We start from the raw sequence: 13,586 nt of genomic DNA on the forward strand, positions 1-13,586 counted from the left end.
CCGCCCCCTCCGTCAGCTTGCAGCTGACACCTCCCCCTGGCGGGGGAGGATTTTTGAGTCTCCGCCCACCCTGCGCGCAGGGCACCCGGCTCCACCTCCGGCAGGTTGCGCCTCGCAAATATTAGTATTATTATATTTTCAATTCCTCGCGAATCCGTAAGAATTCGTAAGGGGAGGGCGAACGATATGGAGGGATCGGATGACTGACGGCCCAATGACTGGCGGCCTGTCGCGGCGGCATTTCATGCATTGCGCCGCCTGCGCAACCACCGCCGCCGGAATGGGCGCGCTGCCCGCGAGCGCATTTGCCGCGACTCAAGCTTCGGGCACCCTCAAGGGCAAGGAAGCGATGCACGAGTTCCCCTATGGGGCCGTGAAGCTCACCGGCGGCCGCATCAAGCGCCAGTTCGACCATATCCACGCGCATTTCCTCGCGCTCGACAATGACCGCATCCTCAAGGTCTTCCGCCAGAATGCAGGGCTTCCCGCCCCCGGCCCCGACATGGGCGGCTGGTACGATCGCGACGGCTTCGTCGCGGGCCTGACGCTCGGCCAGTACATCTCCGGCCTCGCCCGCTACGGCGCGGCGACCGGCGACCAGGCGGCGCATGAGAAGGTCCGCCTGCTGGTCAGCGAATGGGGCAAGGCGATGGTCGCGGCGACCAACCCCTATGCCGGCCCCAAGGCGCAGGCGCAGTGGGCCGCCTATGTCATGGACAAATATGTCGTCGGCCTGGTCGACGCCTATCGCCTGAGCGGCGCCGAGCAGGCCAGGACGCTGCTCCCGATCATCATCGAGAAGTGCCGCCCCTATATCTCGCCCGTCTCGCGCGACCGCATCGGAAAGACCGAGCCGCCCTATGATGAGACCTATGTCATCTCGGAAAACCTGTTCCACGTCGCCGAGATCACCGGCGACCGCAAATATCACGACATGGCGGTCCACTATCTCCTCAACAAGGAGTGGTTCGACCCGCTCGCCGCGGGCGAGGACGTGCTGCCGACCAAGCATGCCTACAGCCACACCATCGGCAACGCCTCGGGCGCGCAGGCCTATCTCCATTTGGGCGACGAGAAATATCGCACCGCGCTGATCAACGCCTGGAAGTTCATGGAGCCGCAGCGCTTCGCCTCGGGCGGCTGGGGCCCGGAGGAGCAGTTCGTCGTGCTCGGCCAGGGCAACCTCGCCAAGAGCCTCAAGACCTCCAAGGCGCATTTCGAGACGCCGTGCGGCGCCTTCGCGGACCTGAAGCTCGCCCGCTACCTGATCCGCTTCACCGGCGAGCCGCAGTACGGCGACGGGCTCGAGCGCTCGCTCTACAACACGATGCTCGCGACGCGCCTGCCCGACAGCGACGGCGGCTACCCCTATTATTCGGACTACGGCGCACAGGGGCAGAAGCGTTATTACCACCAGAAATGGCCGTGCTGCTCGGGCACGTTGGTGCAAGGCGTCGCCGACTATGTGCTCAACGCCTATTTCCACGACGACGACAATCTGCTGGTCAACCTCTACACCCCGTCCGAGGTGACCTGGGACCGTCCCGGCGGCGCGGTCGTGGTGGAGCAGGAGACCGACTATCCGGTCCGCGACACGGTAAAGCTCACCGTGCGCAAGCCCGGCAACGGCCGCTTCGCGATGAAGCTGCGCATCCCGCATTGGACCAAGGGCGCGACGCTGCGGGTCAACGGCAAGGCGCAGGCGGCAATGCCGGGCCAACTCGCCACGATCACGCGGGCCTGGAAGGCCGGCGACACGGTCGAGCTGACCATCCCGCAGCCGCTGCGCACGCTTCCGATCGACCCGGAAAACCCCAATCTGCAGGCGGTCATGCGCGGCGCGGTGATGTATGTCGGCCTCAACCCCTGGGAAGGGATCGACCAGGAGACGATTCCGCTTCCGGGCGCGCTGGAGCCGATGCCGGGCCATCCCGAATCCTATCGGGCGAAGGTCGGCCAGCGGAACCTCGTGTTCGTGCCTTACTACGCGGTCGATACCGAGCGCACGACGACCTATTTCAAGACGGCGTGACGATCGGAATGCCTCTCTCCTCCCTCACCCGTCACCCCCGCGTAGGCCGTCATCCCCGCGAAGGCCGTCATCCCCGCGAAGGCGGGGATCCATTCTGGCTGACCGATCGGATCGAGCCGCAAAGACAGCCCCAATGGATTCCCGCCTGCGCGGGAATGACGAAGGGGGGAAATGAGGGGCTTCACGTCAAATGACCCACCCCCGCGTCACCGCCACCTACGAGATCGAGACCGCCTTCCCGCTGAGCCAGGCGGCGGAGACGATGGCCGGCGAGCAGTCGACCGGCACCTTCGTGCGCGTGCCCGGCGAGACCGACGCGCTGCGCGAGGCGCATGCCGCACGGGTCGAGGAGCTGACCGAACTGGGCGAGGCCGCCGAACCCTCGCTCCCCGGATCGGGCACGCCCAAGGATTGGGACGGCAAGCGCCGTCGCGCCCGCGTGCGCCTGTCGTGGCCGGTCTCGAACATGGGGCTGTCGCTCCCCAATCTGCTCGCGACGATCAACGGCAATCTCTCCGAGCTCAAGGCCTTCTCCGGCCTGCGCCTGATCGACGTGACGCTGCCGCCCGAGTTCCTGACACGCTACCAAGGCCCGCAATTCGGCGTCCCCGGCACGCGCGAGCTGGCGGGGGTGTACGACCGCCCGATCATCGGCACGATCATCAAGCCCAGCGTCGGCATGTCGCCCGAAGCCACCGCCGCGCAGGTCAAGACGCTGGTCGAGGCGGGGATCGACTTCATCAAGGACGACGAGCTCCAGGCGGACGGACCGCACTGCCCGTTCGACGCACGGATCAGCGCGGTGATGCGCGTGATCAACGACCATGCAGAGCGCACCGGCAAGAAGGTGATGTTCGCCGCCAACCTGACCGGCGAGATCGACGAGATGCTCGCGCGCCACGACCATGTCGTGGCCGAGGGTGGCACCTGCATCATGGCGAGCATGAACTCGATCGGCCTGCCCGCGATGAAAATGCTGCGCGCGCATTCGCAGCTCCCGATCCACGGCCACCGCAACGGCTGGGGCATGCTCGGCCGCTCCCCCGCGATCGGCATGAGCTACATCGCCTTCCAGAAGCTCTGGCGCCTCGCCGGGATCGACCACACCCACGTCAATGGCATCGACAACAAGTTCTGCGAGAGCAACGAGAGCGTGATCGCCTCGGCGCGCGAATGCCTGACGCCGATGTTCCCGGCGCCGCACAAGGGCTGCGAGATCATGCCGGTCTTCTCCTCGGGCCAGTCGGCGAAGCAGGCCGCGCCGACCTATGCCGCGCTCGGCTCGGTCGACTGCATGTTCGCGGCGGGAGGCGGGATCATGGCGCATCCGGGCGGCCCGGCGGCGGGCGTACGCGCGCTGCAGCAGGCCTGGGAAGCCGCCGTCGCCGGCATCCCCGTCGAGCGGGCCGCGAACGACGCGCCAGAGCTCAAGGCGGCGCTCGGGGCATTCGGCGCGTGAGCATGCTTGCAATGTTGGAATTGATTTGCTTGCATGCCGATGCGACCCCTCCGGCGTCAGCGTTCGGTCCAGCGCCGAAACTCGCCGATAGTGTCAAGCTAGTGTCAACTTCCGCGGCATGAACCCCGCGCCCCTCTACGCCTTCGTCGGCGACGACTTCACCGGCTCGACGGACGTGCTCGAGCAGCTCGCCGAGGGCGGTGTGCCCGCGGTGCTGTTCCTGCGCACCCCGGACGCAGCGCTCCGCGCCCGCTTCCCCGAGGCGCGCGCGATCGGCATCGCCAGCGATGCGCGCAGCCGCCCGCCCGAATGGATGGACGCCGAGCTCCCCGCGATGTTCGCCGCGCTGAGCGACGCCGCGCTGATCCACTACAAGACCTGCTCGACCTTCGACAGCGCACCGCAGGTCGGCTCGATCGGCCGCGCGCTCGACATCGGCGTGCGCAGCTTCGGCGCGCCCGCGGCGATCGTCGTCGCCGCGCCGCATCTGCGCCGCTACGTCGCCTTCGCCAACCTGTTCGCGGCGGCGGGCGATCAGGTCCATCGCATCGACCGCCACCCGACCATGTCGCGCCACCCGGTCACGCCGATGCACGAGGCCGACCTGATCCGCCACCTCGCCGCGCAGACCAGCGCCAGGATCGGCCATGTCCCGCTCGACCGCATCCAGTCGGGCGATGCCGAAGCCGCATTCGACGCGGTGCGCGACGCCGATGCGGTGCTGTTCGACGGCACGACCTTCGCCGATCTCGCCGCGACCGGCGCGATCCTGCGCTCGCGTGGCGTCCGCTTCGCCGCGGGCAGCTCGGGCGTCACGCGCGCGCTGGTTCTGGCGTGGCAGGCCGAGGGCGTGATCGACGGCAAGCCCGCCGCCACCCGCGCCGCCGAGGCCGATCGCCTGCTCGTCGTCAGCGGCAGCTGCTCGCCCGTCACCGCACGCCAGATTGCCCGCAGCGCGGCGGACGGGTTCGTTGCTGCGCGCGCCGACGTGCCCGCGCTGCTCGAAGGCTCGATGGCCGAGGAAGCGCGCCTCGCCGACGCCGCCCTCGCCGCGTTGACGCAGAACCACCGCGCGCTCATCGCCTCTGCCGAAGGCCCGCTCGACGCCGGCGCCCCCGCCGCGGGCGAGAAGCTCGGCCAGGCACTCGGCCGCGTCACCCGTGAGGTGGCCCGCCGCACCAACCTCACCCGGGTCCTCTTCGCTGGCGGCGACACGTCGAGCCACGGCGTCGCACAGCTCGGCATCGACGCGCTGACCTGGGCCGCCCCGATCGAGCGCGGCGCACCGCTGGTCCGCGCGCATTCGTCCGATTCCGCGATCGACGGGCTCGAGCTGGTGCTCAAGGGCGGCCAGATGGGCGGCGAGGATTTCTTCGAAACCGTCCGCAAGGGCGGCTAAGGGCAGAACGGCCGCAAAGGCCGCGTTAGGGAGATTGGAATGACTCGGATCGCGCGTTGGGCGATGGGCACCGCATTGGTTGCGCTGGCGACCACCAGCCTGGCGCAGGACCGCGGTTCGCAATCCCCGCCCGATCCCGAAGCCTTCCGCAACCCGCCGCCGGAGGCACGCCCGCACACCCTCTATTTCTGGATGAACGGCAACGTCACCAGGGAGGGGATCGACGCCGACCTGCAGGCGATGCGCGACATCGGGCTTGGCGGCGTGCTGATGTTCGACGGCAGCAACGACGTGCCCAAGGGGCCGGTCGATTATCTGAGCCCGCAATGGCTCGACTTGATGACGCACATGATGGGCAAGGCCGACGAGCTCGGTCTCAAGGTCGGGCTGCACAATGCGCCGGGGTGGTCGTCCTCGGGCGGGCCATGGATCAGGCCCGACCAGGCGATGCAGCAGATCGTGTGGACCGAGACGCGCGTGACGGGCGACGGCACCGCGCCGGTCAGCGTGCAGCTGCCCCAGCCCTATACCAAGGAAGGCTATTATCGCGACGCCGCGGTGATCGCCTTTCCCGCTTCGCCCGGCGACGAGAGCCACTATCGCGCCGCGGTCGTGGCGATGGACGCCGGCACGACGATCGAACCCGCGACGCTGACCGATCGCGATCTCCACACCGCGGTCGAGATCTCGCCCACCGCACCGCTGGTGGTGACGATGAACAAGCCGTTCGACGCCCAGGCGATCACGCTCTACGCGGTCAAGGAAGCGCCCGGCTTCTCCGCGACGGTCGAGGCGTCGGTCGACGGCGTCACCTGGTCGCGCATCGGCAAGGTCAATGTCGGGGTCGAGCGCGGGATCGAATCCCCCGGCACGCTCAATTTCCCCAACACCGAAGCCATCTATTTCCGCATCACGCCGTCGGCGCGAGTGAAGCTCGCCGAAGCGCTGCTCTACGCGACGCCGCGGATCGACAATTGGGACGTCAAGGCCGAGCATGATTTCGTGATGGCGGCTCCGGTCGAAAAGCAGCCCACGGACCTCAAATCGCAATATGCGATCGATCCCGCGCAAGTGATCGACATCACCGCCAATGTCGACGCCACCGGCACGCTCCACTGGACCCCGCCCGAGGGCGAATGGACGGTGCTGCGCTTCGGCCATACCCCGACCGGCAAGCTCAACGTCGCCGCATCGGATTCAGGGCGCGGGCTCGAGGTCGACAAGCTCAGCACCGCCGCGGTCGATCACCAGTTCGACAGCACGCTGGGCAGGGTAGTGAAGGCCGCCGGCCCGCTGGCCGGCAAGGCGTTCGACATGGTCGAGATCGACAGCTTCGAAGCCGGGATGCAGAACTGGACGCCCGCCCTTCCTGCCGATTTCCAGAAGCGCAACGGCTATTCGATCACGCCCTATCTGCCCGCGCTGACCGGCCGGATCGTGGGCGATCTCGACGTCTCCAACCGCTTCCTGTTCGACTTCCGCCGCACGCTCGCCGACCTGATGGCCGACAATTACTATGGCCGGATGCAGGAGCGAGTGAACGGCGCGGGCCTCAAATTCCATATCGAAGGCTATGGCCCCGGCGCATTCGACGCGCTTCAGGTATCGGGCCGCGCGCAGGTGCCGATGACCGAATTCTGGTCGCGCACGCCCTGGACCGACAACCGCACGGTCAAGATGGTCGCCTCTGCGGGCCATGTGTACGGCAAGAACGTGATCGCCGCCGAGGCCTTCACCGGCGAGGCGCAGACCAGCCGCTGGCAGGACTATCCCTATGCGATGAAGACGCTGGGCGACCAGATGTTCGCGCAGGGGTTCAACCAGATCTTCTTCCACCGCTGGGCGCACCAACCCAACCCCAGGGCGCTGCCCGGCATGGCGATGGGGCCATGGGGTATCAACCTCGAGGCATCGAACACCTGGGTGCCGCAGGCGAGGCCCTGGATGGAGTATCTCGCGCGCAGCCAGTATATGCTGCGGCAGGGCATTTACGTGGCCGACGTGCTCTACTTCGTCGGCGAGGACAGCCCCAACCAGGCCGAATATGTCCGCCCGCAGGTGTCGCCCGACACCAACCCCAGGATCGGCGTGCATTTCGATCCGCAGGTCCCCGGCGGCTATCAGTACGACCTCATCAATGCCGAGGTGCTGCTGACCCGCGCGAAGGTGAAGGACGGGCGGATCGTGCTGGCCAATGGCGCCACCTATCGCCTGCTCGTCATCCCGCAGGATATCGCCAGCATGACGCCGCAGCTCGCCACCAAGGTGCGCGAGCTGGTCGAGGCGGGAATGGCGGTGCTGGGGCCGAAGCCCACGCATCCCATGACGCTGGCGGGCAAGGCGGACAATGACGCCGCGTTCCGCAAGGCAGTCGATGCGGTGTGGGGCGACGGCAAGTCGGCGCGCAAGGTCGGCGCGGGCCGGGTGTTCCCGGGCGGATCGGTCGGCGACGCGCTGAGCGCGCTCAAGGTCGCGCCCGACGCCGATTGCCGCACAGCGACGCCCGACGGGCAGGTCGCGTGGCTGCACCGCAAGGCGGGCGCGACGCACATCTATTTCGTCGCCAACCGCCAGCGCCGGGCGGAGCGCGTCACCTGCACCTTCCGCGTCGGCAGCGCGGCGCCGTCGCTATGGGATGCGGAAACCGGCAACATCACCCGCGCGAGCCTGTTCAAGACCGAGCGCGACAGCACCGAGGTGACCTTCGACCTCTCCCCCGCCGGATCGACCTTCGTCACGCTCGATTTCGCAGCCGGGGCGCGGCGGATCGACTGGGTGTCAAAGGACGGCGTGCGCTTCGTCGATACCACCGCCGCGCCTGCCCCGGCAGCGAAGGCGCCGTCGAACAGCTTCACCATCTCGCTCTGGGCCAAGCCTGACATCGACCTGCGCCTGATGCCCGACGAGAGCGTCGAGGGACGGATCAACGAGACCGGCAAGAACTATCTGATCCCCGCCCGTTCGGGCCGCGACATTCACGGGCCGAAGACCGCGATCGCCGGCCTCGCGCTCGGCCGCAACGGCGCCTTCGTGATCGAGCGCGCGACGCCCGACAGCGCGCCCGCCGTTCTCGTCAGCCACACCCCGGTCGCGGGTTGGACGCATGTCGCGCTGGTCTACGACAAGGGCACACCGCGCCTGTACTTGAACGGCAAGCTCGTCCGCACCGGGAAGAAGAGCGGCCGCACCGTCTACGCGGGCGGCAGCGACGCGCCCGCGCCGGTCGGAGTCACCTATTTCTTCGAGGGCAATTTCACCCCGGCGCGAACCGAGCCACGCATCCTCTCCCCGCAGGAGATCGCCGCGGAGGCCGCAGCGGGTCCGCCTGCGCCAGCCCTGGCGACGGCGCCGGCCGAAGTCTCGCGCGACCGCTATGGCGATTTGCAGGCTCTGGTGTGGGAGAGCGGGCGCTATACGACGAACGACGGCGGGAAGTTCGAGGCCGAGGTGCCGATGCCGATTCCGGTGACCGGGCCGTGGACCGTCGCGTTCCAGCCAGGCCGCGGCGCGCCCGCGCAGATCACCCTGCCCGGCCTCTATTCGCTGAGCCGCCATGCGGACGCGGGCGTGCGCCATTTCTCCGGCACCGCGACCTACACCCGCACGGTCGAGATTCCCGAGGACGCGATCCGCAAGGGCCGCCGCATCTTCCTCGACCTCGGCCGGGTCGAGGTGCTGGCAGGCGTCAAGGTCAACGGCAAGGATCTGGGCGTGACGTGGAAGGAGCCCTATCATGTCGAGATCACCGATGCGGTGAGGCCGGGGAGCAACGACATCGAGCTTGCGGTGACCAACCTCTGGGCCAACCGGATGATCGCCGACGCCGCGCTGCCCGAGGAGGGCGCGTTCGTCGAGGGCGACTGGCCGATCGGCCAGCGCGTCGCCGCCGACGGCAAGAAGGCCGATGTGATGGCGCGCAAGATCACCGCGCTGCCCGACTGGTACAAGGCGGGCCAAGCCAAGCCCGCCGGCGGACGCGTCACCTTCACCCCCTGGACCTTCTACCAGTCGCACGAGGCATTGCTCGATTCCGGGCTGCTCGGCCCGGTGCGCGTGGTGTTCGCGGATACGGTGAAGGTCGAGTAACGCATCACCGTCATCCCGGCACAGGGCCGGGATGACGGCGTATGGAGCGTGGAGAGCGATCAGCCCCGCCTGCACAAAAAAGCCCCCGCAGCCGGGGCTGCGGGGACGAGCGGGGGGGGAAATGGCTGAGCCTGTGGCTCAGAGCGTGAAGCGGACTCCGGCCATGATGGTGCGCGCATCCTGCTCATAATTGCCGGGGCGCGTCGGCACGCCATAATAGCTTCGGGTCTTGGAACGGAGCAGGTTGCCGCCCTCGATCGTCACCGTGATCTTGTCGGTGATGTCATAGCCGATCGACGCGTCTAGCCAGTCGCGCGCGCGGGTATAGACCGGCACGTTGGTCACGATGTCGTTGCTCAGCAGGCTCGAATAGAATTTGTCGCGCCAGTTATAGGCGAGGCGCGCCGACAGCCCGCCCTTCTCGTAGATCAGGCTGGTGTTGAAGCTGTGCTTCGACAGGTTGGCGATCGGCGTCTGCAGCCCGGCGACCGAGGTGTCGGTCTTGCTGTCGACAAAAGTGTAGTTCGCCTGCACGCCAAAGCCGCTGAGCAGGCCCGGCAGGAAGTCGAAGAAGGTCTGGCCGCCGACCTCGAACCCCTTGATCTTGCCACCCAGCTCGTTGGTCGGACGGCTGATGCTGTAGTCGATCCCGTCAATCGTCTGCGGGCTGGTGCGGGTGACGAGGAAATCCTCGATCTCGCGATAGAAGCCGGCGACATAGAGCGAGGTCGTGCTCGACGGATAATATTCGAGGCTGGCGTCGAGCTGATTGGCGCGCAGCGGGCGCAGGTCGGGGTTGCCCGCCGATCCGGTACGCTGCCCCGGCACCAGCGAGAGCGTAGGAGAAAGGCTGCTGAACCCCGGACGGGTCAGCGTCTTGGCCGCGGCAAGACGCAGCTGCAGCTTGTCGGTGAAGTGGATGCGGACATTCGCGCTCGGCAGCACGCTCACATAATGCGTATCGATCTCCACCGGCGCGTAGCCGGTCTGGTCGAACACCGGCGGGTTGGTAGGGCCGGTGCCGGTGCCCGGGCGCTGGGTGAAGGTGGCGCGCGTGCCGTTGACGTTGAGGTTGGTGCGGATGACGCGGACGCCGGCATTGCCGTCGATGCGAACCGGCCCGTCCACCTCGAACTTGCCCATCATATAGCCGGCGAAGGTGCTCTCGCCGATCTGATAGCCGAACAGCGGGTTGAACGCCGCTTCGGTGGTGATCCCCAGCCGCGTGCGGACCGCGTCGAACCCGTCGCCGTCCAGCAGATTGTGGTTGGCGGCGTAGAAATTCTGCTCGATCAGATCGGTGCCGCCGAACATGTCGTTGAGCGGATTGAGGATGAACAGGTCGCTATAGGCCGACGCCCGCAGCCGTGCCCCGGCCGCGCCCGGCGTTTGCGAGAAGCGGAGCTGATCCTGCTGCACCTCGGCGTCGGTCCAGCGGATGCCGACATGCATCGACTTCAGGAAATTGCTGGCGATCTCAAACCAGGCATCGGCGCGCAGCTGCTTCGATTCGCTCTCCGACAGATTGATGTTGCGGCCGAGGCTCGCGATCTCGAAGCTGTCCAGGCTGCCCAGATCGATGCCGCTGACGCGCGCCATTCCGGGCAAGGTCGTCACGTCGAAATCGACGCGCGGCGCGATCGTGTCGAGGTTGAGCTCGGTATAATAGAGCTGGCCGTTGCCGCGGGTGTATGCCGCATCGATCGACAGATGCGCGGCACCCGCGTCGTACTTGACGCCGCCCGCGATCTGGTAGCTTTCCTCATAGGCATCGCGGTCCGCGCCGAAGGTGCGCACGGGAACGTTGGTGAAGCTGATCTTGCTGACGTCGTTGGTGCCCGGGAAGAACTCTGCCGATCCCGGCACGAAGGTCCGGTTGCGCAGCGAGCGGATATAGACGCCGTACTGCTTCTGGAGCTGGTTGGCGTCCTGATAGGTGCCCTGCAGGTAGAATTCGAGATCGGGGTTGGGCTTGTACTGGATCACCGCGTCGATGCCGATGCGGCGGCGGTCGGCGTTGATCACGGGCTGATACTGCTCCGAGAGCGACGCGACCCCGGCGCCGATGCCGGGCTGGCCGACGGGCGCGCCGACGCTGACGACATGGCTCTCGAACGCGCGCTGCTGGAACGATCCCGCGACAAGGATGCCCAGCTCACCATCGCCGACGCTCCAGCTGTTGCTGACCAGCGCGGAGAACATCGGATCGATCTTGTCGGGTAGGTCCGAATAGCGCCCGCGCGCCGAGCCGCTGAGCGTGAAGCCCGGTTTGTCGAGCGGCTTGCGGGTGATGACGTTGATCAGGCCGCCGATCCCGCCCTCGACCAGATCGGCCGAGGGGGTCTTGTAGACGTCGACGCGCGCGATCAACTCGGCCGGGATGTTCTCGAGGTCGACGCCGCGGCCGCTGCCGCCCGAGCGGCCGTTGAAGGTCGAGGTCACCTGCGACAAGCCACGGATGGTGATCCCCGATCCTTCGCCGCGGTCGCGGCCGACCTGGATGCCCGATACGCGCTGCAGCGCTTCGGTCACGTTCACGTCGGGCAGCTTGCCGATATCCTCGGCGACGATCGAATCGACCACCTGGTCGGCATTGCGCTTCAGCGCCTGCGCCGATTCGAGCGAGCCGCGGATGCCGCTGATGACGATCTCGGGCTCCGCGGCCTCGGGCGACTGCGGCGACGCGCTGTCCTGAGCCGCGGCCGGCGTCGCCGCAGCGATCGCGCAGAGCGCACCACCGGCGAGAAGACGACTGAAAAGACGCATATCCGTTCCCTCTCCCTGACCGCCCCCTGTCGGACGAATCCATATAATATGACTAATCTACACGGGAGAGATCAGGGATCAAGATTTTTGTCAGACATAACTCGACAGTCATGTGACGAATATGTGCCAGACGCATGCCGGCCTCCATGCACAAGCCGGCGTCACGGAAACCTTGGTCTAGGCGTCGAGCGGGACCGCGAGCTGAGCGCCCGTCGGCTTCGATCCCCATAGCGCATAGAACAGCACATAGAGCTCGCACGCGACCGTCAGCCAGAAGCTGTTCTGCAAGCCGATGGTGTCAGCCAGCCAGCCCTGCACCACCACCAGCGCACCCCCCGCGATCGCCATGATCAGCAGGCCCGATGCTTCCTCGGTCAGTGGACCGAGGCCCTTGATCCCCATCGCGAAGATCGCCGGGAACATGATGGAATGGCACAATCCGACCAGGATCAGGCACCACATCGCCAGCGGCCCGTGCAGCGTGGCGGCGCCGACCATCACCACGAACGCGGCCGCGGCATAGACGGCGAGCACCTTGTCGGCAGGAAAAGCGCGCATGATGAAGGCACCGGCAAAGCGGCCGACCATCATCCCGCCCCATAGCAGCACAAGGTAGTTGGCCGCCTGGGCCGGGGTGATGCCGGCGATCTCGGGCAGGATCGCGAAGTTGATGAAGAGGTTCGCGACACCGATCTCGGCGATCAGGTAGATGAAGATCGCCGGGATGCCGAACGCCAGGTTGCGATGCTTGTAGATCGGGTGCGCCCAGACCTTCCACAGCGGGACGGTGGTGCGCTCGGAGGCATGGGCGCGGCGCGTCGCCTCCCCCAGCGCCGGCAGCTTGGCGCGCCAGAAGACCAAGGCGATCAGCACCAGCACCACCGCGACCATGACATAGGGCAGCTGGGTCGCCTGCGCGTCGGCCAGCCGCTCCGCCGCGGTGAGCTGCGCGCCCTCGAGCGACGTGCCCCCGGTCGTCCGGCTGAGGATGAGATAGCCGCCGAAATAGGGTGCGAAGAACGTCCCCATCGAATTGAACGCCTGCACCAGCGTGAGCCGCGACTCCGACGATTCAGCCGGTCCGATCACCGCCACATAGGGATTCGCCGCGACCTGCAGCAGCGCGATTCCGCACGCGATCACGAACAGCGCCAGCAGCGTCACCTCGTATGACGGAAGGCGGGCGGCCGGGACCATGCCCAGCGAACCCGCCGCCATGACCAGGAGCCCGACGATGATCGCCTTCTTGTAGCCGATGCGCTCGATCAGGAATGCCGAGGGGATGGAGGCAACGCCATAGGCGATGAACCACACGCTCTCGATCAGCGTGGTCTGGGTGTAGCTGAGCTCGAACACGCTGCGCAGGTGCGGCAGCAGCGTGTTGTTGATGACGGTGATGAATCCCCACATGAAGAACAGGCTGGCGAGCAGCGTCAGCGCCGGCCGGTAATTGTAGCCAGCGGTTGCCGCGGCCGCGGACGTCCCGTTGGCGGGGGGCGGAAGCGCCATTCAAAATCCTCCCAAAATGATTGCCGGCAGCGCAGCGCTTGCCCGATTATTTATCTGACTATATCCGGGCCACGAACGTCGTCAACGGGGCGGCGAGGGCGGCCCTGGCGCATGCCCGATGAATTTCGTGGAATGAGATGACCCAAACCGGCGAGCTGCGGAGTGCGGCATGGTTCGACAATCCGGACAATATAGACATGACGGCGCTGTATCTGGAGCGCTATCTGAACTTCGGGCTGAGCTTGAAGGAGCTGCGGAGCGGCCGTCCGGTGATCGGGATCGCGCAGACGGGGAGCGACCTCAGCCCGTGCAACCGGCATCATCTGGTGCTGGCG

6 protein-coding genes and 1 pseudogene are annotated in these 13,586 nt (G+C 67.0%); 5 read left to right on the forward strand and 2 right to left on the reverse strand.

Annotated elements, in window-relative coordinates; genetic code table 11:
- Nucleotides 1-199: 199 nt before the first annotated feature.
- The 4 genes from VGD28_RS15450 to VGD28_RS15465 all read left to right on the forward strand — a co-directional run bounded on the left by VGD28_RS15450 (nt 200) and on the right by VGD28_RS15465 (nt 8,976).
- Nucleotides 200-2,032 carry a beta-L-arabinofuranosidase domain-containing protein gene (locus tag VGD28_RS15450; RefSeq protein WP_331029247.1) on the forward strand — a complete coding sequence of 611 codons (1,833 nt, stop codon included), beginning with the start codon at nt 200-202 and terminating at the stop codon, nt 2,030-2,032.
- Between the two features lie 190 nt (nt 2,033-2,222).
- Nucleotides 2,223-3,491 carry a ribulose-bisphosphate carboxylase large subunit family protein gene (locus tag VGD28_RS15455; RefSeq protein WP_331029248.1) on the forward strand — a complete coding sequence of 423 codons (1,269 nt, stop codon included), beginning with the start codon at nt 2,223-2,225 and terminating at the stop codon, nt 3,489-3,491.
- A 118-nt stretch (nt 3,492-3,609) separates the two neighbouring features.
- Nucleotides 3,610-4,890, forward strand: a complete 1,281-nt coding sequence (locus tag VGD28_RS15460; RefSeq protein WP_331029249.1) for a four-carbon acid sugar kinase family protein — start codon at nt 3,610-3,612, stop codon at nt 4,888-4,890.
- Nucleotides 4,891-4,929: 39 nt separating this feature from the next.
- Entirely contained in the window at nt 4,930-8,976 is a 4,047-nt protein-coding gene (locus tag VGD28_RS15465; protein ID WP_331029250.1) for a glycosyl hydrolase, read from the forward strand.
- 138 nt (nt 8,977-9,114) lie between these two features.
- Here VGD28_RS15465 and VGD28_RS15470 read toward each other — a convergent pair whose 3' ends face one another.
- On the reverse strand, nt 9,115-11,742 hold the full coding sequence (locus tag VGD28_RS15470) for a TonB-dependent receptor (protein WP_331029251.1): 2,628 nt from the start codon (nt 11,740-11,742) through the stop codon (nt 9,115-9,117).
- Nucleotides 11,743-11,919: 177 nt separating this feature from the next.
- Nucleotides 11,920-13,251, reverse strand: a complete 1,332-nt coding sequence (locus VGD28_RS15475) for a sugar MFS transporter (protein ID WP_331029252.1) — start codon at nt 13,249-13,251, stop codon at nt 11,920-11,922.
- Nucleotides 13,252-13,388: 137 nt separating this feature from the next.
- Here VGD28_RS15475 and VGD28_RS15480 point away from each other — a divergent pair.
- Nucleotides 13,389-13,586, forward strand: a pseudogene (locus tag VGD28_RS15480) (dihydroxy-acid dehydratase); the annotation flags it as partial.

It is taken from the genome of Sphingomonas sp., assembly GCF_036402235.1.
Classification (GTDB): domain Bacteria; phylum Pseudomonadota; class Alphaproteobacteria; order Sphingomonadales; family Sphingomonadaceae; genus Sphingomonas.

Bases quoted from the DNA above. Each gene is read 5' to 3' on its own strand.
- VGD28_RS15460 (WP_331029249.1), top strand. From the start codon at position 3,610: ATGAACCCCGCGCCCCTCTACGCCTTCGTCGGCGACGACTTCACCGGC.
- VGD28_RS15455 (WP_331029248.1), top strand. From the start codon at position 2,223: ATGACCCACCCCCGCGTCACCGCCACCTACGAGATCGAGACCGCCTTC.
- VGD28_RS15470 (WP_331029251.1), bottom strand. From the start codon at position 11,742: ATGCGTCTTTTCAGTCGTCTTCTCGCCGGTGGTGCGCTCTGCGCGATC.
- VGD28_RS15475 (WP_331029252.1), bottom strand. From the start codon at position 13,251: ATGGCGCTTCCGCCCCCCGCCAACGGGACGTCCGCGGCCGCGGCAACC.
- VGD28_RS15465 (WP_331029250.1), top strand. From the start codon at position 4,930: ATGACTCGGATCGCGCGTTGGGCGATGGGCACCGCATTGGTTGCGCTG.
- VGD28_RS15450 (WP_331029247.1), top strand. From the start codon at position 200: ATGACTGACGGCCCAATGACTGGCGGCCTGTCGCGGCGGCATTTCATG.